The sequence below is a fragment of the Mycobacterium sp. 852014-52144_SCH5372336 genome, assembly GCF_001665615.1.
Lineage (GTDB): Bacteria > Actinomycetota > Actinomycetes > Mycobacteriales > Mycobacteriaceae > Mycobacterium > Mycobacterium neumannii_A.
In genome coordinates this window covers 37713-58993 of sequence record NZ_LZSW01000057.1, presented here as the reverse complement: position 1 = coordinate 58993, position 21281 = coordinate 37713, and the positions used below count along the sequence as shown (strand labels likewise).

Annotated in this window: 23 protein-coding genes; 9 read left to right on the top strand and 14 right to left on the bottom strand. The window is 68.1% G+C overall.

Annotated features, from left to right (window positions below; translation table 11 throughout):
* Positions 1-98 precede the first annotated feature (98 nt).
* On the top strand, positions 99-950 hold the full coding sequence (locus tag A5759_RS18780) for an SDR family oxidoreductase (protein WP_066846164.1): 852 nt from the start codon (positions 99-101) through the stop codon (positions 948-950).
* Positions 951-956: 6 nt separating this feature from the next.
* On the opposite strand, the gene A5759_RS18775 is transcribed toward A5759_RS18780, so the two are convergent.
* Genes A5759_RS18775 through A5759_RS18750 form a run of 6 tightly spaced genes read right to left on the bottom strand, consistent with a single transcriptional unit; the run spans position 957 to position 5239 of the window.
* A complete protein-coding gene (locus tag A5759_RS18775) occupies positions 957-1373 on the bottom strand; it encodes a hypothetical protein (RefSeq protein ID WP_068200282.1) in 417 nt (138 codons plus the stop codon).
* Entirely contained in the window at positions 1374-2600 is a 1227-nt protein-coding gene (locus tag A5759_RS18770; RefSeq protein WP_068200278.1) for an O-succinylhomoserine sulfhydrylase, read from the bottom strand.
* Positions 2597-3016 (bottom strand): rhodanese-like domain-containing protein, encoded by a 420-nt coding sequence (locus A5759_RS18765; protein ID WP_064399803.1) that lies wholly within the window; start codon positions 3014-3016, stop codon positions 2597-2599. Before A5759_RS18765 ends, A5759_RS18770 begins: the two co-directional genes overlap by 4 nt.
* A 20-nt stretch (positions 3017-3036) precedes the next feature.
* A complete protein-coding gene (locus A5759_RS18760) occupies positions 3037-3483 on the bottom strand; it encodes a lumazine-binding protein (protein WP_068200275.1) in 447 nt (148 codons plus the stop codon).
* A gap of 2 nt (positions 3484-3485) precedes the next feature.
* Positions 3486-4739, bottom strand: a complete 1254-nt coding sequence (purT, locus tag A5759_RS18755) for a formate-dependent phosphoribosylglycinamide formyltransferase (RefSeq protein ID WP_068200272.1) — start codon at positions 4737-4739, stop codon at positions 3486-3488.
* Between the two features lie 59 nt (positions 4740-4798).
* Positions 4799-5239: a MarR family winged helix-turn-helix transcriptional regulator gene (locus A5759_RS18750; RefSeq protein WP_068200625.1), complete on the bottom strand. Its 441-nt coding sequence runs from the start codon at positions 5237-5239 to the stop codon at positions 4799-4801.
* A gap of 114 nt (positions 5240-5353) precedes the next feature.
* On the opposite strand from A5759_RS18750, the gene A5759_RS18745 reads away from it, so the two are divergent.
* The 3 genes from A5759_RS18745 to A5759_RS18735 are packed head-to-tail and all read left to right on the top strand — an operon-like array spanning position 5354 to position 8833.
* Entirely contained in the window at positions 5354-7372 is a 2019-nt protein-coding gene (locus tag A5759_RS18745; RefSeq protein WP_068200268.1) for an MMPL family transporter, read from the top strand.
* 55 nt (positions 7373-7427) lie between these two features.
* A complete protein-coding gene (locus A5759_RS18740; RefSeq protein ID WP_068200266.1) occupies positions 7428-8636 on the top strand; it encodes a cytochrome P450 in 1209 nt (402 codons plus the stop codon).
* Positions 8637-8641: 5 nt separating this feature from the next.
* Complete coding sequence (locus A5759_RS18735; RefSeq protein ID WP_064348334.1) at positions 8642-8833, top strand: ferredoxin; 192 nt, start codon at positions 8642-8644, stop codon at positions 8831-8833.
* Here the strand turns inward: A5759_RS18735 and A5759_RS18730 are convergent.
* The 3 genes from A5759_RS18730 to A5759_RS18720 are packed head-to-tail and all read right to left on the bottom strand — an operon-like array spanning position 8830 to position 11462.
* Positions 8830-9435: a hypothetical protein gene (locus tag A5759_RS18730; protein WP_068200623.1), complete on the bottom strand. Its 606-nt coding sequence runs from the start codon at positions 9433-9435 to the stop codon at positions 8830-8832. The genes A5759_RS18735 and A5759_RS18730 overlap by 4 nt on opposite strands.
* A gap of 46 nt (positions 9436-9481) precedes the next feature.
* Positions 9482-10114 (bottom strand): PaaI family thioesterase, encoded by a 633-nt coding sequence (locus tag A5759_RS18725; RefSeq protein WP_068200263.1) that lies wholly within the window; start codon positions 10112-10114, stop codon positions 9482-9484.
* Positions 10115-10166: 52 nt separating this feature from the next.
* Positions 10167-11462 (bottom strand): adenylosuccinate synthase, encoded by a 1296-nt coding sequence (locus tag A5759_RS18720; protein ID WP_066846130.1) that lies wholly within the window; start codon positions 11460-11462, stop codon positions 10167-10169.
* Between the two features lie 93 nt (positions 11463-11555).
* On the opposite strand from A5759_RS18720, the gene A5759_RS18715 reads away from it, so the two are divergent.
* From A5759_RS18715 to A5759_RS18705, 3 genes are all read left to right on the top strand, one after another.
* Positions 11556-12158, top strand: coding sequence for a peptidase M50 (locus tag A5759_RS18715; RefSeq protein ID WP_068200260.1), 603 nt, complete (start codon positions 11556-11558; stop codon positions 12156-12158).
* A gap of 19 nt (positions 12159-12177) precedes the next feature.
* Entirely contained in the window at positions 12178-12960 is a 783-nt protein-coding gene (locus tag A5759_RS18710) for a site-2 protease family protein (RefSeq protein ID WP_068200257.1), read from the top strand.
* 70 nt (positions 12961-13030) lie between these two features.
* Positions 13031-13921: a cation diffusion facilitator family transporter gene (locus tag A5759_RS18705; RefSeq protein WP_066846118.1), complete on the top strand. Its 891-nt coding sequence runs from the start codon at positions 13031-13033 to the stop codon at positions 13919-13921.
* Here the strand turns inward: A5759_RS18705 and A5759_RS18700 are convergent, their stop codons facing one another.
* Positions 13922-14338 carry a DUF3151 domain-containing protein gene (locus tag A5759_RS18700; RefSeq protein ID WP_068200621.1) on the bottom strand — a complete coding sequence of 139 codons (417 nt, stop codon included), beginning with the start codon at positions 14336-14338 and terminating at the stop codon, positions 13922-13924.
* 115 nt (positions 14339-14453) lie between these two features.
* Here A5759_RS18700 and A5759_RS18695 point away from each other — a divergent pair, with 115 nt between their 5' ends.
* The gene (locus A5759_RS18695) at positions 14454-15341 is read left to right on the top strand and encodes a DUF4878 domain-containing protein (RefSeq protein ID WP_082962196.1); all 888 of its coding nucleotides are present in this window, start codon (positions 14454-14456) and stop codon (positions 15339-15341) included.
* A 49-nt stretch (positions 15342-15390) separates the two neighbouring features.
* On the opposite strand, the gene fbaA is transcribed toward A5759_RS18695, so the two are convergent.
* Both fbaA and A5759_RS18685 read right to left on the bottom strand, forming a co-directional pair.
* A complete protein-coding gene (gene fbaA / locus A5759_RS18690) occupies positions 15391-16434 on the bottom strand; it encodes a class II fructose-bisphosphate aldolase (RefSeq protein WP_068200256.1) in 1044 nt (347 codons plus the stop codon).
* 48 nt (positions 16435-16482) lie between these two features.
* On the bottom strand, positions 16483-17496 hold the full coding sequence (locus A5759_RS18685) for an alcohol dehydrogenase catalytic domain-containing protein (RefSeq protein ID WP_068200251.1): 1014 nt from the start codon (positions 17494-17496) through the stop codon (positions 16483-16485).
* 139 nt (positions 17497-17635) lie between these two features.
* On the opposite strand from A5759_RS18685, the gene A5759_RS18680 reads away from it, so the two are divergent.
* On the top strand, positions 17636-18325 hold the full coding sequence (locus A5759_RS18680; protein ID WP_068200617.1) for a DedA family protein: 690 nt from the start codon (positions 17636-17638) through the stop codon (positions 18323-18325).
* On the opposite strand, the gene nhaA is transcribed toward A5759_RS18680, so the two are convergent.
* On the bottom strand, positions 18322-20172 hold the full coding sequence (gene nhaA / locus A5759_RS18675) for a Na+/H+ antiporter NhaA (RefSeq protein WP_068200250.1): 1851 nt from the start codon (positions 20170-20172) through the stop codon (positions 18322-18324). The genes A5759_RS18680 and nhaA overlap by 4 nt on opposite strands.
* Positions 20169-21269 carry a glycoside hydrolase family 76 protein gene (locus A5759_RS18670; RefSeq protein WP_068200247.1) on the bottom strand — a complete coding sequence of 367 codons (1101 nt, stop codon included), beginning with the start codon at positions 21267-21269 and terminating at the stop codon, positions 20169-20171. The genes nhaA and A5759_RS18670 overlap by 4 nt, the downstream gene beginning before the upstream one ends.
* Between the last annotated feature and the right edge of the window lie 12 nt (positions 21270-21281).

Here is a 21281-nt window from a genome sequence, read left to right as displayed (position 1 = left end):
GAACCGGGCCCGTCCATTCCTGTACCTCGCGAGGGCTCGGCCCGATCCGAGAATGACCACTTCCCCAACCAAACTTGACACGTGTAAAGTTTGGCCGCATGGACAACATCAGGGGCAAGACCATCGCGATCACCGGTGCCGCCCGCGGGATCGGCTTTGCGACCGCCAAGGCGCTGCTGGCGCGCGGCGCCCGCGTGGTGATCGGCGACCGCGACGTGGCACTGCAGGAATCGGCCGTCGCCCAGTTGGGCAACCTGGGGCAGGCGTCAGGCTATCCGCTCGACGTCACCGACCGGGAGTCGTTCGCGTCGTTCCTCGACAAGGCCCGCACCGAGGGCGGCGGTCGCATCGACGTGTTGATCAACAACGCCGGTGTCATGCCCATCGGGCCGTTCGTCGACGAGACCGAGCAGTCGATCCGGTCGACCCTTGAGGTCAACCTCTACGGCGTGATCACGGGCTGTCAGCTGGTGCTGCCGGACATGATCGCGCGGCGCAGCGGACACATCATCAACATCGCCTCGCTGTCGGGGCTGATCCCGGTGCCGGGCCAGGTCGTATATGTGGGCGCGAAGTTCGGTGTGGTCGGGTTGACGGCCGCGCTGGCCGACGAGGTCGCAGCGCACAACGTCGACGTGTCGGTGATCATGCCGCCGTTCACCAATACCGAGCTGATCTCGGGCACCAAGAGCGGCGGGGCGATCAAACCGGTCGAGCCCGAGGACATCGCCGCGGCGATCGTCAAAACCCTCGACAAGCCGAAAACCCATGTCTCCGTGCCGACTCCGCTGCGCTTCACCGCCCAGGCCGCGCAGATGCTCGGCCCGCGCGGGCGTCGTTGGCTCAACAACAAGCTGGGACTGGACCGGGTGTTCCTCGATTTCGACACGACCGCCCGCAAGAAGTACGAGGACCGGGCGCGCACCGCGCAGGGCGTCGTCGAGGACTGACCGGCGCTAGACCGGGAACGTCGGTGCGGGATCGCCCAACCGGTAGGCCTCGACGACGTCAAGCGACTCGAACAACTCGTCGAAGTTGAACTGGTAGTCGTCGGCCGTGCCCACGAACACCACGTGCGCGACGTCGGCGGCGTCGTCAGCGGTCAGCACCACGGTCGTCACCGACACCAGATCTTCGTCAGCCACCTCGGCCTGTGAGGGAGGGTAGAACCACAGCGCGGACTCCTCGTCGGAGAGATCGTCGTCGAACACCCAGCCGCGCTCGGTGATTCGCTCGTCGAAGGCCTCGAGCACCGCCGCCGTCGCGGTCTGTTCGGTCAGCGCGTCCATCACCGTGTCGGGTATCCAACGCTCGTTGCGGGCCGCCTGCCGCTTGCGCCGGCGGGCCTTCTTTGCGTCGCTGCGCTTGGACACTCAGCTCAACGCCTGATCGAGATCGTTGAGCAGGTCGTCGGTTCCCTCCAGGCCCACCGAGATCCGCACGACACCGTCACCCAACCCGATCGCGGCGCGGCCCTCCGGCCCCATCGCGCGGTGGGTGGTGGTCGCCGGGTGGGTGACCAACGACTTGGCATCGCCGAGGTTGTTCGAGATGTCGACGATGCGCAGCTTGTCGAGCGCCGCGAACGCGCGCTCCTTGCTGCCGCCGGCAACCTCGAACGTGACAACCGTTCCGCCGCCGGTCATCTGGCGCTTGGCCAGGTCGTACTGCGGGTGTGACTCGAGGAACGGATAGCGCACCCAGCTCACCGCGGAGTGTTCCTCCAGGAACTCCGCAACTCGCTGCGCCGACGTGTTCTGGTAGTCCACCCGCACCGCGAGCGTCTCCAGTCCTTTGAGTAGTGTCCACGCGTTGAACGGGCTCAGCGCGGGCCCGGTGTGGCGCATCAACTTCTGCACCGGCTCGTCGATGTACTGCTTGTCGCCGAGGATCGCACCGCCGAGCACACGCCCCTGCCCATCGAGGTGCTTGGTTCCCGAGTAGACGACGACGTCGGCCCCCAGCGGGAAACCCTGCTGCAGGATCGGCGTCGCGAACACGTTGTCCAGCACCACCTTTGCACCCGCGGCATGAGCGAGCTCAGAAACCGCGGCGATGTCCACCAGCGACTGCATCGGATTGGACGGGGTCTCGAAGAACACCGCCTGTGTGGGAACCGAGAGGGCCTGCTCCCACTGCGACAGGTCGTCCCCGTCGACGAACACCGTCTCCACACCCCACCGCGGGAGGATCTCGTTGCACACCACGAAGCAGGAGCCGAACAGGCTGCGCGCGGCGACCAGCCGGTCACCGGCGCCCAGCAACGCCCCGAGCGACGTGAACACCGCCGCCATTCCCGTCGCGGTCGCGAAGCACGCGGGCGCGCCCTCGATCAGGCGCAGTCGCTCCTCGAACATCGAGATGGTCGGATTGCCGTAGCGCGAGTACACATATCGGTCGATCTCTCCGGTGAACGCCTTCTCGGCGTCAGCGGCCGAGGCATACACATAGCCCGAGGTGAGGAACAGCCCCTCGGCGGTCTCTTCGAATTCCGAGCGCAACAGCCCGCCGCGCACACCGATGGTCGCCTGGCTGACTCCCTCCGGCAGCTCGGCGGGTATGCGGACCGACGGGACGGTGTCGTCGGGCTCCGGCGTCATGACTGTTTCCAGGGAAGTCCGACAGCCTTCCATCCGGTGCCGCCGCGGTGCCCGTTCTCGTCGAGGTGGCCCTCGAAGCCGTCGAGCACGTTGTACGACGGCCCGATCCCGGCCTCGGTGGCGGCCTCGGCTGCGCCGATCGATCGGTTGCCGGAGCGACACAGAAACACCACCGGCCCTGCGTCGACACCGGCGCCAGTGATCTCGCGCCGGAGATCGGAGACGAACGCGTCGTTGTGCGTGCCGTCGGCGTGGTTCCACTCGATGAACACGACCTCGCGCTGCAGCGACGACAGGTCCGGTACGCCGACGAAGCGCCACTCGGCGTCGGTGCGGCAATCCACCAGCACCGCGTTGGGGGTGCCGGTCAGCAGCTTCCAAGCCTCTTCGGGCGTGATGTCTCCGGCGTAACTCACGGTCGTTGAGTGTCCCACAGCTACCTGGGACCGGGGGAACAGACCTTCCAGGCGTCGCCGCCGCGGACGAACGACATCTCGACGATCTTCTTGTCGTCGGGCGCCTTGTCGAAATGGTAGGTCACCTTGGCGGTGGCGCGGTCCCCGGTGACCGCGACCTCGGTGACGTCATCGACGAACCGCTCACCGCGCTGAGCGACGGAATCCCGTTGCGCGGCAAGCACTTGCGCTTCGGTGCCGGCCTGCTCCGGGCAGGTGTAGCCGCGGTAGTCGGAGTAGTTCTGCCGTTGCAGTGCGTCGTTCTGCCCGACCGCGGCACGGGCCACCTGCTGGTCGGCGGGCTCCTGCTCGCCGCTGAACAGGTTCAGCAGCCCGATTACGATCACGACGAGCACAAAGATTGTGAGCCCGATCAGAAACGGCGCCGCGGTGGGCCGGTCGCGGGGCGTGGATTCGGATTCGGCCACCGCTACCAGAGCCTGCGCAGCGCGGCGGTGACGCGTCGGGCGCGGTCACGGGCGACGATCGGATCGGGCGCGGTCGCCATTGCCACCGCGAGCCGGCGCCTGTCCTCGGTCTCGTCGGGGCGGTTGAATAAGGCGACGTCGCTCTCGGCCACGGCGAGCGCCTCGGCGAGCACCGCATGCGGGTCCTGACCGCTCGCGGGCTGCGCCTCCGCGCCGGCGTAGACGATCTCCGCGGCGGCGGGCGAGATCATGATCGTGTCGACTGGGAGGCCCAGGATCGCGCGAGCGTGCAGGTCGAACTGCGAAAGCCGCTGCGAGCGCAGCGTGACCAGGCCACTGTCGTGCGGGCGCGGACGCACGTTGTCGAAGTACACCTCGTCTCCGCGCACCAACAGTTCGACACCGAACACGCCGCGCCCGCCCAGCGAGTTCACGATGCGCGCGGCAATCGATTTCGCGGCATCCAGCGCGGCCGGCGCCAACCGCTGCGGCTGCCACGACTCGAGCGCGTCGCCGTCGGCCTGGCGGTGCCCGATGGGCTCACAGAAGTGCACCGCGGGTCCCGTCGGCCCGATTGTGCGGATTGTCAGCAGGGTGACCTCGAAATCGATCTCGACCACTGACTCGACCATCACGCGGTTGTGCGGGATCCGGCCGGCGGCGACCGCGCGGTGCCACGCGGGTTCGACGTCCTCGACGCGCACCAGGACCGACTCGCCCTCACCCGCGGCCGAAGCGATCGGCTTGACCACCAACGGGAAACCGGCGTGCTGAACGACCGCACTGAGTTCCTCGGGCGATCCGGCGAACCAGAACGGTGCGGTGGGCAGGCCCAGCTCGTCGGCTGCCAACCGGCGCAGGCCCTCCCGATCCAGGGACAGCCGGGTGCTGCGCGGGGTCGGGAGCACCTCGGCGACACCGCGCTCGGCGACGGCGAGGTGCGCGTCGGCGGCGACGACACCGCCCTCGGCCACCACATAGCGCGGATTCTCCTTCTCGATGAGCGCGGTCAACTCCTCGGCGTCGTTCATCTTCGCGACGACCGGGCGATCGGCGACGCCGTGCGCCGGGGCGTCGGCGTAGCGGTCGACCGCGATCACCTCGGCGCCCAGCCGCTGGAACGCCAGCGCCAGCTCCCGGCTCAGTTCGCCCGAGCCGAGCAGCATCACCGATGAGGCGCCGGGCGTGCCGGCAACCGGTTCGGGGTCGGTCACCGGATCGGCGGGCTCGACCGCTGTCTGCGGGGTATCAGTCATCGGGGCTCAAGCCTGCCAGACACCGTCGCGCACCGGCCACCGCCGTCGAACAGGCGTGCTCAATTCGGGATGGCGGACCGTTCCAGCTGACCGCGGAACTGCCGCATGGCGTCGATGAGTGCGGTGAACGTGCGGTGGGCGGCGGCCAGCTCGTCATCCGACAAATCCGCCAGCGCGGTGCGGGTTTGTTCACCGAGCGGGGTGAAAAACCCTCGGGCGACGTCCACTCCGTGATCCGCCACACGCAGGATGACCTTCCGGCGGTCCCTCGGATCGGACTCTCGACGGAAGTGCCCGGAGGCGATCATCCGCTCGACCAGGTAGGTGATCGCTGCGGCCGACATGCCCATCCGCTTGCGCAGTTCCCCCGCCGTCAGCGGCACACCCTCGGTCTCGGCGACCATCACATGCAGTAATGCCCGAAAGTCGTTGGCCGCGACATCATGTCGGCTTGCGAACAGCCTGCCGATCTCGTCGGATTCGGCGTTCATGGCGCGCATGTCGGCGGCGATCGTCGCCTCCAGCGCGCCGCGGTCCTTTGACACGCCGAAAGCATAGGCCGACCCGGCGGGAGTGGTTTGATTGTTAGTTAAGTTTTTGAAATATTCGTAGGCATGTCCCGGCGCATCTCCTGGATACTCGCGGTACTCGTGGTGCTCGTTTCCGGCGCCCTGATGGGCCTCGTCGGCAGCGACGATTCGAGCTCACAGTCACCGGTGCCCGTACCCGACTCCGCCGAGTCCGCGCGCGTCGACGCGCTGCGCGCCCAGTTCCCCGGCGGCGACCGCGTGCCCGCGATCGTCGTGATCACCCGCACCGACGGTGCCCCGCTGAGCCCGGCCGACGTCGGTGCGGTCAAGCAGAAGTGGCCCGCGGCCCAGATTTCCGAGGATGGCGCGGCCGGCCTGGCCGTAGTGCCGATGGACGCCGAGCTGTCGGGGTTCGACCTCACCGACGCGGTCGAAAACGTGCGCGCGGAGGCCTCCGAGGGGTTGCCCGCCGACCTGCGCAGCGAAGTCACCGGCGGCCCGGCGTTCGGCGCCGACATCGCGAACTCGTTCTCCGGCGCCAATTTCACGCTGCTCGCGGTGACCGCCACGGTTGTCGCACTGCTGCTGATCATCACCTACCGCTCTCCCGTGCTGTGGCTGGTGCCGCTGGCGGTGATCGGATTCGCCGACCGGGTGGCCGCCGTACTCGGCACCGCGGTAGCCCAGGCGGTCGGTATGAGCCCGGACGGTTCGACCTCGGGCATCACGAGCGTGCTCGTGTTCGGCGCGGGTACCAACTACGCGCTGCTGCTCATCTCCCGGTACCGGGAAGAGTTGGGCCGCACCGAGAACCATCACGACGCGCTGGACACTGCTGTGCGACGGGCAGGTCCGGCGATCATTGCCAGCAACGCGACGGTGGTGCTGGCGCTGCTCACGCTGGTGTTCGCGTCGTCTCCGAGCGTTCGCAGCCTGGGTGTTCAAGCAGCAGCGGGCCTCATCGTGGCCGCGGTGTTCGTGCTGCTGGTCCTGCCACCGCTGCTCGGTCTGTTCGGCAAGCGGTTGTTCTGGCCGTTCATCCCCAAGATCGGCGACCGGGTGCTCACCGACAGCGGTATCTGGCACCGCATCGCCGAGGCGGTGGCCCGCAGGCCCGGTGCCGTCGCGACAATCTCGATCGGGGGTCTGGCGGTCCTGTGCATCGGGTTGGTCGGCACCCCGATCGGGTTGTCGCAGACCGAACAGTTCCGGGTGCAGGCCGAGTCGGTCTATGGATACGAGCGGTTGGCCGACCACTTCCCGAGCGGTCTGACCGATCCCACCCGTGTCATCGCGTCCACCGAGCGCGCCGCCGACGTGCAGCGCGTGATCACCGAGACAGCCGGCGTGGTGTCGGCCAACCCCGCGGGCCAAACGCCCGACGGTCTGACGCAGTGGTCGGTCGTCATCGACGCCGACCCCGCCTCGGACGAGGCCTTCGAAACCGTTGATGCGCTGCGCGATTCGGTGCGGACCGCCGATCCGGAGGCGTTGGTCGGCGGTTCGGACGCCACCGCCCGCGACGCCAGCGCCGCCGCGTCCCGCGACCGGGCGGTCGTGGTACCGGCCATCCTCGTCGTGGTGCTCGCGGTGCTGTACGTATTGCTGCGCGCCGCACTGGCACCGCTGATCCTGGTGGCGGTCACGGTGTTGAGCGCGTTGGCAGCGCTGGGCCTCGGCGGCTGGGCCAGCGTGCACGTGTTCGGCTTCCCCGCGCTCGACAACACCACACCGCTGTTCGCATTCCTGTTCCTGGTGGCGCTCGGGGTGGACTACACGATCTTCCTGGTCACCCGCGCGCGTGAGGAGACTCCCGAGCACGGCACGCGCGGCGGGATCGTGCGCGCAGTCTCCGCGACCGGAGCGGTGATCACCAGCGCGGGCATCGTGTTGGCCGCGGTGTTCTGCGTGCTCGGCGTGCTGCCGTTGATCGTGCTCACGCAGATCGGCATCATCGTCGGCCTTGGCATCCTGCTCGACACCTTCATCGTGCGCACGGTGATCATCCCTGCCCTGTTCACGCTGATCGGACCGCGCATCTGGTGGCCCGCGCTCAAGGGGCAGGACGCCGAAAGGGACGCTTCGGTCGATTCGCGCGGGTGAAAGCGACCATATCGTCGGTCTCGGCGACACCGCGTTTCGCGGGTAGCGTCGGGTCATGACGCAAGCACCGGAGCTGCCGCCTCTGCATATGCGTCGCGACGCCTTCGATCCGACCCCTGCGCTGGCCGAGATCCGCGACACCGCCGGTGTCCGCACGGTGGTCAACGCCTTCGGTATGACGGTGTACCTGGTCACCCGGCACGACGACGTCAAGATGGTGCTGTCCGACCACGAAAGGTTCTCCAACGGCCGCCCTCCGGGATTCGTCGTCCCCGGCGCTCCGGCGCTGTCGGACGAAGAGCTCGCCAGCGCCAGGGCCGGCAACCTGCTCGGTCTGGACCCGCCCGAGCATCAGCGGCTGCGCCGCATGCTCACCCCGGAGTTCACGATCCGGCGGATCAAACGGCTCGAGCCTCGCATCGTCGAGATCGTCCAAACGCACCTGGACCTGATGGAAACCGCCGGAGCCCCGGCCGATCTCGTCGAACACTTCGCGCTGCCGATCCCGTCGCTGGTCATCTGCGAACTGCTCGGGGTGCCCTACGAGGACCGGGACGACTTTCAGCACCGCAGCGCACGCCAGCTCGACTTGTCGCTGCCGTTCACCGAGCGCCTCGAGTTGCAGCGGGCCGGGCGGGCCTACATGCGGTCGCTGGTCGAACGCGCACGGCGACAGCCCGGGGACGACATCCTCGGCATGTTGGTTCGCGAACACGGCGACGAGCTCACCGACGACGAACTGGTCGGCATCGCCGGGCTGCTGCTGCTCGCCGGCCACGAGACCACCTCCAACATGCTCGGTCTTGGCACGCTGGCCCTGTTGCGCCATCCCGAACAACTCGCCGTCGTCCGCGACGATCCCGACGCCGTCGGGCCCGCAGTCGAGGAGCTGCTGCGCTGGTTGTCCATCGTGCACACCGCGATACCGCGCATCACCACCACCGACGTCGAGATCGCGGATGTCGCGATCCCGGCCGGGCAGCTGGTGTTCGCGTCGCTACCGTCGGGCAACCGCGATCCCGACTTCATCAACGCCCCGGATGTGCTAGACATCGGCCGCGGCGCCGCCGGACATCTCGCCTTCGGTCACGGCGTGCACCACTGCCTCGGGGCGCCGCTGGCCCGCATGGAGATGCGGATCGCGTTTCCCGCTCTGCTGCAACGTTTTCCGGCACTGCGGCTGGCCGAGGACTTCGCCGATGTGCAGTTCCGGTCGTTCCACTTCATCTACGGTCTCAAATCGCTGTCAGTGGATTGGAGGTGACGGATGTGAAGGTGCACGCCGACCGCGACGTCTGCATCCAGGCGGGCAACTGCGTGATGTCAGCCGACGCGGTTTTCGACCAGGACGACGACGGCATCGTCGTGGTGCTGGTCGATGAGGTGCCCGACGATGAGCTCGACCACGCCCGCGAAGCCGTGAAACTCTGTCCGGCACAGGCTTTACGACTCGTCGATTAGCCGGGGTCGGGTCGGTGCGCGAGGAGTTGCACACTGACCACCAGCACCCACGCCGGGAAGATCAGCACCGACCACATGCTGAGGTCGGCGGCCAGTAGCACCGCCACCGCCACGACGTAGGTGGCGATGCTCAACCAACGCGGCATCAGCCGCGTCCTCAGCCAGATCGTGGCCAACGAGATCATGAACACCGCCGCCATGCGCAGCGCGTAGGTCTTCGAGATCGTCATCAGCGTCATCTGTCCGAACGCGGCGACGCCGGGATACGCTGCCGCGCCGCCGCGTTCGAGACCCACGCCCAAGGCCACGGCGACGAACATCATCGCCAAGAACAGCAGGCCGCTTCCGAGGAATACGGTCGCGAAGAACTTGTCCTCGTAGCGGCCCATGCCGTCCCGCAGGACGCCCATGAACCAGAGAAACGCGATCCCCGCGAACGGCATCAGGATCGCCGCGATCCGCATGTTGACGCTGTGCTCGGCCACCCACTGCGAACCCGGCTCCCCGCCCTCGGGGAGGGCAATGCGGATCAGCACCAGCGCCGCCGCGAACAGCAGCGCGAACGCGACACCGGCCAGGGCGGCCGAGCGAGGGGCGGTCAGGCTTCGAGGCCGCGGACCGGTTCGGTCGGTTGTCACGCCATCGGCCTCACGGCTGACCGGCGAGCAGCTGGATCATCAACCCGTTCGCCTCCGCGAGCAGGTTGTCGTCGGGGTCGCGCAGCTCGGCGTTGACGAACGCCTTGCGTCCCTGGGCTTCCCGCAGCCAGCCGCGGGCCGACAGCTCGGTGTCGATCGGGGTCACCTTGCGGTAGTCGACGTGCAGGAAGCCGGTGCGGCTGATCGGCCGGCCGACGGCGTGGATCACCATGCCGAACACCGAGTCGAACAGCAACGGCAGCACCCCGCCGTGCACCGCGGAGTTGCCTCCGACGTGATACCGGCTGAACTGGACCTTGAGGGTGACACCGGTCGGGTCGAGCTCCACCTCCCGGTACGGCGGCATCAGCAGGCTGCCCGCGCCCGGCAGCGACGGCACGCGGTTGGCCGGGCCGACACCTTCGGCGGCGTGGAAGGGGTCGAGCAGTGCCACCAAGGCCTCGGCCTGGTCGGCGGCTCGGTCCCAGGTGCCGCTGTCCGGGGCGGCCGACACCGCGAGGTCTTGTGCGCGGCGCATCGCCGCCAGGAAGCGGCCGAATCCCGGCCCGGGTTCGGCCCGTTGATAGTTCGGGAATCCGCCGTGCTTGTCGTAGTCGGGATCTTCGAGGTGCGGATCCGTCATCGCTGTCGGCTCTTCGGGCAAGTGTCCTCCGCAAGCGGGCGGTGCCCCCACATCACGGCTGGGCCAGGATATCGCGACGCACGATCGTCTGGTCTCGGCCGGGGCCCACGCCGATACACGAAACATGCGCTCCGGCAAGCTCTTCGACCCGCAGTACGTAATCGCGCGCCTTGGCGGGCAGGTCGTCGAACTCGCGCGCTCCGGAGATGTCCTCCCACCAACCGGGCAGCTCTTCGTAAATCGGCTCGGCAAGCGCGATCTCGGACTGGGTCATCGGCATGTCGTCCAGACGCCGGCCGTGCACCCGGTACCCGACACACACCGGCACGGTCTCCAGGCTGGACAGCACGTCGAGTTTGGTGAGGAAGTAATCGGTGATGCCGTTGACCCTGGTGGCATATCGGGCGATGACGGCGTCGAACCAACCGCACCTGCGTCGCCGGCCGGTCGTCACGCCGAACTCGCCACCGGTCTTGGACAGGTACTCGCCCTTTTCGTCGAACAGCTCGGTGGGGAACGGACCCGAGCCGACGCGCGTCGTATAAGCCTTGAGGATTCCGAGCACCGTGGTGATCCGGGTGGGCCCGATGCCCGACCCCACCGCGGCGCCACCGGCCGTCGGATTCGACGACGTTACATAGGGATACGTGCCGTGGTCCACGTCGAGCAGGGTGCCCTGGGAGCCCTCGAGCAGCACCGTCTCGCCGTTCTCCAGCGCCGTGTTGAGCAGGTACCGGGTGTCGGCGATGCGGTGCTTGAAACCCTCGGCCTGGTTGAGCAGGCTGTCGACCACCTCGGCGGCGTCGAGCGCCTTGCGGTTGTAGACCTTGACCAGCACCTGGTTCTTGAAGTCCAGTGCGGCCTCGATCTTCTCGGCCAGCAACGCGGGGTCCAGCACGTCGGCCATGCGGATGCCGATCCGGGCGATCTTGTCCTGGTAGCAGGGGCCGATACCGCGGCCGGTGGTGCCGATCTTCTTGCTGCCCGCATACCGCTCGACGACCTTGTCGATCGCGACGTGATACGGCATCAGCAGGTGTGCGTCCGCGGAGATCAGCAGGCGCTCGGTGTCCACGCCGCGGTCGACGAGTCCCTGCAGTTCGGTGAGCAGCACCCCCGGGTCGACCACCACGCCGTTGCCGATGACGTTGGTCACGCCCGGGGTGAGGATGCCCGACGGGATCAGGTGGAGGGCGAAGTTCTCACCGGTCGGCAGGACGACGGTGTGGCCGGCGTTGTTGCCGCCCTGATAGCGCACCACCCACTGGACGCGTCCACCGAGCAGGTCGGTGGCTTTACCTTTGCCCTCATCGCCCCATTGCGCGCCGATGAGCACGATTGCCGGCATGACTTGGACCTCGCAATTCCGGCTACCCTTGCACCCAAAACCTTGTTGCAGCCGGTGAGACACCCTATCCCAGCAACTTGCGAGGAGCCGAACTTGAGCACCGCTGAAGTCGTGGTGTTGCGTTTCGGCCGACGTCGGATACCGACCACGCTGCGCGGCCTCCCGGTTGCCGAAACACCGGATACGCCCTGCCGTCGCCTCGTCGTCGTCGGCTCCGAGGCTGATGTGGCGACGGTGCTGACCCGGCTGCTGCGCACCGATCGGCTCGGTGTCGAGGTGGCGCACGTGCGCAGGCCGTGGCACGCGCGCCGGGCACTGCGCGGCCGCGCCACGCGGGTGCCGCTCATCCGTGACGACCGGGGAACCGCGCTCGTCGGCGCCGCGTTCTGGCTCGGTGAGAGCGGGCTCGAGAAGGGCTCGCGGCCCGCCGAATTGATCGGCGAGGCCGTGGTTGACGACGAGGTGCTCTTCGACGGAGCGGCGACCGGAGTGCGCATCGAACCGATACCGACCATGCCCGGTCTGCGCGCCAGCGTGCTGTCGCGTCACATGCGGCCGCAACGGTGGGTGACGGGACGGGCGGCCCAGCTCGGCACCACCGGCGCAATCGTGGTCCGCGACGGCGTCAAGGCCGCGCGTCCGGTGAAGCGCTCGACGTTCTACCGGCACACCGAAGGCTGGCTGCGGGTGCGCTGACCTCGGGTAGCTTCGACCCGTGAGCGTTCGTCCGCTGCACCGGTCGGTGCGGCCCAGCCCGGTGTTCCTCGCGATCGTGGCGGCCACCGTGGCCGGCGGCGTCCTGGCATGGGTGTGCGCGACGGAGATCTCGCGACCGCTGGCCTATGTCGGGGTGTTCACGTTCGTGATCGCGGGCTGGTTGGTGTCGCTGTGCGTGCACGAGTTCGCGCACGCCTACACCGCATGGCGGTTCGGCGACCGCGACGTCGCGGTGCGCGGCTACCTCACGCTCAACCCGCTCAAGTACTCCAACCCACTGTTGTCGATCGGGCTGCCGGTCGCGATCATCGCGATCGGCGGGATCGGCCTGCCCGGCGGGGCGGTGTATGTCCACACCGCCTGGATGACCCGACGCCAGCGCACACTGGTCAGCCTGGCGGGACCGTCCACCAACCTGGTGTTCGCGGTGCTGCTGCTGGTACTGACGAGCGTGCTCTACGACCCCGCGCACGGCGTCTTCTGGGCCGGCATGGCGTTCCTGGGCTTCCTCCAGGTCACCGCCTTCGTGCTGAACATGCTGCCGGTCCCCGGACTGGACGGATACGGCGCGCTCGAACCGCACCTGAGCCCGCAGACCCAGCGAGCGGTGGCTCCGGCCAAGCAGTGGGGCCTGCTGGTCTTGCTGCTGCTGCTCTTCACCCCGGGACTCAACACGTGGTTCTGGCAGGTGGTGCTGTGGTTCTTCGACTTCACGGGCGTGCCGCGCCCGCTGGTGTGGCTGGGCAGCGATCTGACCCGGTTCTGGTCGGCCTGGTTCTGATCCCGCCGCGATGAGCGCCGGGCGGGCCACCTCCTTGCAACATATGCGCATCTCCGCATATATTGCTGGCATGGGTGCCGGTCACGATCACAGCAGAGGCGACACCCGGGTCAGCCGGATGGCGGTCGCCGCGGCGATCCTGACCGCCTTCTTCGTGATCGAGCTCGTCACGGCGCTGATGATCAACTCGATCGCGCTGTTGGCGGACGCCGGCCACATGCTGACCGATCTGGTCGCGATGTTCATGGGCCTGACCGCGGTGCTGCTGGCCCGCAGGGGCAGTACCTCCCCGGCGCGCACGTACGGCTGGCACCGCGCCGAGGTGTTCACCGCCGTGGCCAACGCGGTACTGCTACTCGGCGTCGCGGCGTTCATCCTCATCGAGGCGATCGAACGGATCGGCGACGCGCCCGAGGTGCCCGGCGTGCCGATGATCGTCGTGGCCCTGGCGGGGCTGGTGGCCAACGCCGTCGTCGTGCTGCTGCTGCGCTCGCACTCCGAGACGAGCCTGGCAGTCAAGGGCGCCTACATGGAGGTCGTCGCCGACACCGTTGGCAGCATCGGTGTGCTGATCGCGGGCATCGTCACGGTCACGACGGGCTGGCCGTACGCCGACGTCGTGGTCGCGGTGTTCGTCGCGCTGTGGGTGTTGCCGCGGGCGTTCGCACTGGCGCGGGCCGCTTTGCGGATCTTGTCGGAGTCGTCGCCCGCTCACATAGACGTCGAGGAGTTGCGGGTCGCCCTGTGCGCGGTCGAGGGCGTGACCGATGTGCACGATCTGCACGTGTGGACCCTGGTGCCGGGCAAGGACATGGTCACCGCGCACCTGACCAGCAACCGCGATTCGGCGCTGGTACTCGACGATGCGCGTGCCGTGCTGACCGAACGCGGTCTGGATCATGCGACGGTTCAGGTGGAACCCGGCGACGGCACCGGGGACTGCAACTGCGAAGCGGAATAGTCAGGCAAGCCCGAGTTCGGCCCGCGCCGACGGATCGCAGTCGTCGAGCAAGTCCAGGCAGCGCTGGTTCTCGTCGGTCTCCCCGATCGCGTCGGCCGCCCGAGCCAGGGCCGCGACACAGCGCAGAAACCCGCGGTTGGGTTCGTGACGGTAGGGCACGGGACCGAAGCCCTTCCAGCCGTTGCGGCGCAACTGATCCAGCCCGCGGTGATAGCCGGTGCGCGCATAGGCGTACGCGGTGATCGCCCTGTCGTCGGCGAGCGCCTCCTCGGCCAGCGTCGCCCACGCGACAGACGCCGAGGGATGCGCGGCCGCCACGATCGCCGGCTTCTCCCCCGCGGCAAGTTCGGCTTCGGCGTCGCTGTCGCCTGGCAGCAGTACCGGATCCGGCCCCAGAAGATCGCCCATGCCTGTCATGACCCCCATTGTGCCGTGCACGCCGCCGCCGCCCGTACCGCACGGGTCCGAGCGCGGTCTGGGCAGCGGTGGCTAAGCTTCGGCCGTAGCGTCGTAAGGGAGGACCGCAGCAGGCATGTCGAATCCATCAGGGCCTGACCAGCCGGAAGACGGTCCGGGAAGGTCGAAGGCCTCGGACGGTCACGCCTCCCAGAACCCCGAAGCCCCCGAGAGCGAACGCGCCGATGGGCCCGCGGGCTCCGCTGACGACGCTTCGCCGACCGGCGAGGTCCGCGACGGCGAGCCGGTCACCGAGGTGATCGAACCGCACGGCGACCACGAGCCCGCGACCGAGGTGATGTCGACCGCGCAACCGCACGCCGAGTCGGCGCCGGGGCCCGAGCAGGGTGAGCGCCGATTCACCGCGCCGTCCGGATTCGACGCGGGCACCACGCAGAAGATCGACACCCCAGCCGAGCCGGCCACCGAGGTGTTCTCCGCTCCCGGTTCCGTCGGAGAGCAGAAAAACGTTGCTCCACAAGTTATTCCGCCCCGTGGCGACGCTCCCCCGGCGCCGCGGCAGCGCCGCAGCTGGGGTTGGGTGGTGGCCGTGGTGTTGGTCATCGCCGCGCTGGTGGCGATCGCGGTGCTGGGCACCGTGTTGTTGACCCGGGACTCGGGGCCGCGGGTGTCGCAGGAGGAGATGGTCCGTAACACCATCGAGGAGTTCGACACCGCGATCCAGAACGGCGATCTGGCCAAACTGCGCAGCATCACCTGCGGCAGCAAGCGGGACAGCTACGTCAGATACGACGACAAGACGTGGGACGAGATCCACGAACGAGTCGCCGCCGCCAAGCAGTATCCGGTGGTCGCCAGCATCGACCAGGTGGTGATCAACGGCGACCACGCCGAGGCGAACGTGACCGCGTTCATGGCCTACGCGCCCCAGACCCGGTCGACGCGCAGCTTCGATCTGGAATTCCGCGACGACCAGTGGAAGATCTGCCAGGCCCCCCAATAAGCGAGTTCGGTGTAGTTCGTCGCGCCGACCGCAACCAACTACACCGAAATCACGCGCCCCCCGCGGTGACCGAACGGCCCGCGCTGTGCAGATCGCGGCACGCCTCGACGACGCGTTCGCTCATCGAGGCCTCCGCCTTCTTCAGGTAGCTGCGCGGGTCGTAGGCCTTCTTGTCGCCGACCTCCCCGTCGATCTTCAACACCTTGTCGTAGTTGGTGAACATGTGCGCGGCCACCGGGCGGGTGAAGGCGTACTGGGTGTCGGTGTCGACGTTCATCTTCACGACGCCGTAGCGCAACGCGTCCTCGATCTCGGACTTCAGCGAGCCCGAGCCGCCGTGGAAGACGAAGTCGAAAGGCTGTGCATCCGTGGGTAATCCGAGTTTGGCTGCGGCGACCTTCTGCCCCTCGTCGAGGATTTCGGGCCGGAGTTTGACGTTGCCCGGCTTGTACACGCCGTGCACGTTGCCGAACGTCGCGGCCAGCAGGTACCTGCCGTGTTCGCCGGCACCGAGCACCTCGACGGTCTTCTCGAAATCCTCGGCGGTGGTGTAGAGCTTGTCGTTGATCTCGTTGGCGACGCCGTCCTCCTCGCCGCCGACCACACCGATCTCGATCTCCAGCACGATCTTCGCCGACGCGGCGTCCTTGAGCAGTTCGCGTGCGATTTCGAGGTTCTCGTCGAGCGGGACCGCCGAGCCGTCCCACATGTGCGACTGGAACAACGGCTGCCCACCGTCGGAAACCCGTTGCTGCGAGATGGCGAGCAGCGGCCGCACATAGGTGTCGAGCTTGTCCTTGGGACAGTGGTCGGTGTGCAACGCCACGGTGATCGGATACCTGTCGGCGATGACGTGAGCGAACTCGGCGAGCGCAACTGCACCGGTGACCATGTCCTTGACCCCGAGCCCCGATGCGAATTCGGCTCCGCCGGTGGAGAATTGGATGATCCCGTCACTGCCGGCGTCGGCGAAGCCCTTGATGGCCGCGTTCACCGATTCCGATGACGTGCAGTTGATGGCCGGAAACGCGTAGCCGTGCTCCTTGGCCCGGTCGAGCATCTGCGCGTACACCTCGGGCGTTGCGATGGGCATGGGCCGTCCTCTCGCCGTTTCGGCGATTATCCCACCGCGACGGCCGGTTCACATGGTCAAGACCATGCGGTATCGGGCCCGGCCTTCCTCCATTGCGGCGTACGCCTCGGCGGCCTCGGTCAGCGGGCGCTCCTCGATCCGGGCGCGCACCCCACTCTGCACCGCGAAGTGCATCGTCTCCTCGACATCGCGCGAGGTGCCCGACGGATGGCCGCTGACGCTCAGACCGTCGGTGATCAGCTGGACCGGGGCGATCGGCAGCGGGTCGGCGGTGACGCCGATGATGACGAGCTCGCCCTGGGCCGCCAGCCCGCCGACGGTGTCGGCCATCGCCTGTGAATTCGCCGCCGTCGCCAGCACCACGGCCGCACCGCCGAGGTGCTGGAGCGCCGCGGCGACGTCGACGGCCTTGGAGTCGATGTAGTGATGAGCGCCGAGTTCGCGGGCGTCGGCCTCCTTGTCCGCACCGCGGGCGATCGCCACGGTCTCGAAACCCATCGCCCTGGCGAACTGCACACCGAGGTGACCGAGGCCGCCGACCCCGAGCACGGCGACGAGGTCACCGGACTTGGCTTTGGTCTGCCGCAGGCCGTTGAAGGTTGTGACGCCCGCGCAGCCCATCGGGGCGGCCTCGGCGAACGACAACCCCTCGGGGATGCGGGCCAGCGCGGTGACGGGCGCGGTGACCGATTCGGCGTAGCCGCCCGGATAGTGCCAGCTCGGCACCTGCATGCGCTCGCACTGCATGAACTGGCCCTTGCGGCACGGCACACATCGGTTGCAGTTGCCGCCGAACCATCCGACGGCCACCCGGTCACCGACCGCGAAATCCCCGACACCCTCGCCGACCTCGGCAATGGTCCCGGCGATCTCGTGGCCCAACGTGATCGGCCAGTTCAGATTGGGAAAGCCGCCGGCCACGAAGCCGTGGTCGGTACCGCACACGCCGCAGGCGGCGACTGCGATGCGCACATGCAGCGGCGGCGGGGAGGTGGTTTCGACGTCGGCCAGCGTGAGAGGAGCGCCGACGGATTCGACGAGAACCGCCTTATGGGTGGGCATTCTGTGAGCGTATCGGTGGTCGCGCGAGTACGCCCGGCATCGTCGTTTCCCGGACCGACGAGACAGCCCGGTATCTTGGGGCCTTGTGACCACCCCCTCACCGTCGATGGCCCTCGCGGCGACCGACCACCTGGCGCTGATGCCGGACTTCCTCGACCCGATGACCCTGCTGGGCTACTTCGGCACGTGGGCGCTGATCGGGCTGCTAGTCGTCATCTTCGTCGAGTCCGGGGTGTTGTTCCCGATCCTGCCTGGCGACTCGCTGCTGTTCGTCGCGGGCATGCTGGCCGCGGGCACGGCCGCGCTGGCCGAAGGCGGCGGCGAGGTCATCAACTTCCAGCTCTGGCAGCTGCTGCTGTTCATCCCCATCGCCGCGGTGCTGGGCGGGCAGGTCGGTTACTGGATCGGCCGCAACATCGGCACCGCGATGTTCAAACCCGATGCGCGGATCCTCAAGCAGAAGTACCTCGAAGAGGCGCACGTGTTCTTCGAGCAGCGCGGACCGTTCGCGATCGTCATCGCCCGCTTCGTGCCGATCGTCCGCACGCTCGCGCCGTTGACCGCGGGCGCGGCCCGGATGAGCTATCCGGTGTTCACGTTGTTCAACGTGATCGGCGCGGTCGTGTGGGGTGTCGGACTGACCCTGCTCGGATATTGGCTCGGCCGGTTCGAGACCGTCCAGAAGCTGCTCGAGCCGATCGTGATCGCAATCGTCGTGATCTCGGTGCTGCCGATGTTCGTCGAGTGGTACAAGCGTCGCCGCGCGGCCAAACGTGCAGGGATCGCCGCACCCCCGCTCGATTCCACCTCAGGGGAGCAGCCGGGCTAGCGGCCTCGGCTGTTCTCGAGCGCGCGGATGAGGCTGGCGGCGTCCCAAGGACCTTTGTGCCGTTTGCCGTTGACGAAGAAGGTCGGCGTCGAGTTCAGGTCCATCAACTCCGCGTCCTGCGCGTCGTCCTGAACGTGGTGGTAGACCTTCGACGAGTGCACCCGCACGTCCTGGTCGAATCGCTCGATGTCGCAGCCCGCGCCCACGGCGTAGCGGTAGATGTCCGACCACTCCAGGTCGTCCTGGTGGCCGAACAGTTCGTGGGCCATCTCCCAGAACCTGCCCTGCAGCGCGGCGGCCTCGCTGGCCCGTGCGGCGTCGAAGGCGCGGGGATGGACGCGCTCCAGCGGCAGGTGGCGCCACACGTAGCGCAGTTCGGCGCCGAAGTGCTCGCGCACCTCGTCGATGGCCCCGGTCGCGCGACTGCAGAAGGGACACTCGAAGTCGCCGTACTCCACCAACGTCAGCGGGGCGTCGGGTTCGCCCGCGATGTGGTCCCGGTCCGGGTCGATCGGCCGCAACAGTTTCAGGCCGACCGGGTCCGGCGGGCTGAGCCGGTCGGTGATCCGGAAGATCAACCAGCCGAGGAAGAAGGCGATCACCGACGCGAGAAGCACGCCGATGATGGCCTGCTCGCGACGGCCCGGATCGTCGACCGCGATGTCGACGATGAAAAGCGAGATGGTGAAACCGATTCCGGACAGCGCTGCACCGCCGGCGATCCGGCGCAAGCTCAGGCCGGGGGCCAGTGCACCGACGCCGCTGCGTTGCATGATCCATGTCGCGGCGGTGATGCCGATGAACTTGCCGACCACCAGACCGGCGACGACACCCCATGTCAGCGGTGAGCGCAACGCCGCCGAGACGGTCTGGGCGTCGAGTTGGACACCGGCGTTGACCAACGCGAACAGCGGCAGCACCAGGAAGGACACATACGGGCCCACGCTCGTCTGAAGCCGCTCGTTGATCGAGATCGAGTCGCGCAGACCGCGAGTGACCTCGCGGGCATAGCGGGAGTTCGGCGACTGCCGGAACGCCCGGATACGCGCGACGACCTCCTCGACCTGGCTGCGCTCGGGTGAGAACACCGGAATCAACAGGGCCACCGCCACGCCGGCCAGCGTCGGGTGCACACCGGCCATGTACAGGCTCACCCACAGTGAGAAGCCGAGCACGGCGTAGGCCGGTCCCCGGCCGGCGGGCATGAAGCGCACCACCGCGATCGCCGCAATCAGCGCCAGCGAGATCACAAGCGGCACAACGTCGATGCGATCGGAGTAGAACAGGGCGATCACGCACAGCGCGCCGACATCGTCGACGACGGCCAGGGTGAGCAGAAAGATCCGCAGCCGGGCCGGGAACTTGGGTTTGATGATCGCCAGCGCCCCGATCAAGAACGCGGTGTCGGTGGAGATCACCACACCCCACGCCTGCGCATCCTGTCCGGAAGGGTTGATCAACAAGAAGATCGCGGCGGGCACCACCAGGCCGGCGAACGCCGCCACCACAGGTACGGCGGCCCTGGCCCGGTCGGTGAGCTCGCCGACGGCGAACTCGTGCTTGACCTCGAGGCCGACGATGAAGAAGAAGAACGCCATCAGACCGTCGTTGATCAGATGTTTGACGGTCAGCTCGAAGCGGTGTTCGGCGAAGGTGAACCCGACATGGGTGTCCAGCAGCATCCAATAGCTGTGCGCCCACGGCGAGTTCGCCCACAGCAGCGCCGCGAGGGTGAAGAGCAGCAGCAGCCCCGCCGCGGCGTTCTCCCCGGTCTTGGCCGCTTTGGCGCCGGCGCTGAACCGAGCGGGCAGCACGCGGGCGATGCGCAGACCGGCTTCGGTGCTCACTCCCCCGCCACCGCGTGGGCCGCTTCCATCAGCATCCAGCCCGCCAGCTGCACCGACAGGTCGCGCTCGGGCACCTCGGAGGCGTTGACCGCGCCCTCGACGAACTGTGCCTGTTCCCCTGCTGCGGTGGGGATCTCGGCGGTGCGGTCCCAGAATGCGCTGAACAGCGGCAGTCCGTCGATCACCTGGCGGTTCTGCCACGCCGCCTCCGCGGAGGCCAGCACCAGCGAGCGGGCGGTGTCTCGAGCCGCCGCGTCGTCTTCGCCGTTCTGCGGCAGCGTGGTCGCGACGAGCGCGAGATAGCGGGCGAGGATGCCGTTGAACAGGCCACCGTCACCACCGCCTGCGCCCCTGATGACGCCGTCAACCGCCATGTGTTCGGCGACCGCGGCGGTCAACCGGTGCACCCGGGCGGCGTGCTCGGGGTCGTCGGTGCGCGCCGCCAGTTCCGTTTCCAGCCCCAGCACCACGCCTTGGCAGTACGTGTACTGCGCCCGCACGAGCGAGCCACCCTTGATGCCGTCGAACACGAGGTGGGTATCCGGGTCGATCAGGGTTTCGTCGAGCCAGTCCGACATCTGCTGTGCCCGGCGCAACCGGTCGTAGCGAGCCAGGAAGATCGCGGCCGGGCCGTTGGCGGGCGCGTTGAAGAACTGGTCCTGTTTGCGCCAGGGGATGCCGCCGCCGTCTTCGGGCACCCACGCGTTCATGAACTGCTCGGACAGTTTCTTCAGCGCCTTGGGCCGCTCGACGGATCCAAGCGCGGCCGCGCGTTCCAGCGCCAGCGCCAGCCACGCCATGTCGTCGTAGTAGTCGTTGACCCAGGAGAAATTGTTGCGCAACCGGTGTGCGCGGATCTGGCGCGCGATCGCCTTCTGCCGCTCGGGCCGGGGATCGCGCCGTTGGGCGTCGACGAGGTTGTCGAGCAGATGCGCCTGCCACCAGTAGTGCCACGTTCCGAACATCCGGTGCTGCCGCGTCGAGGGCCAGGCGACAACGCCCAGTTGGGTGCCCGGCAGGCCCCACAGCCGTCTGATGTGTCGGGTGGCGATCGCGGCCTCAGCGCTGGCTGCGCGGTTGGCCCAGAGCTGATCCATGGTGTCGATCCT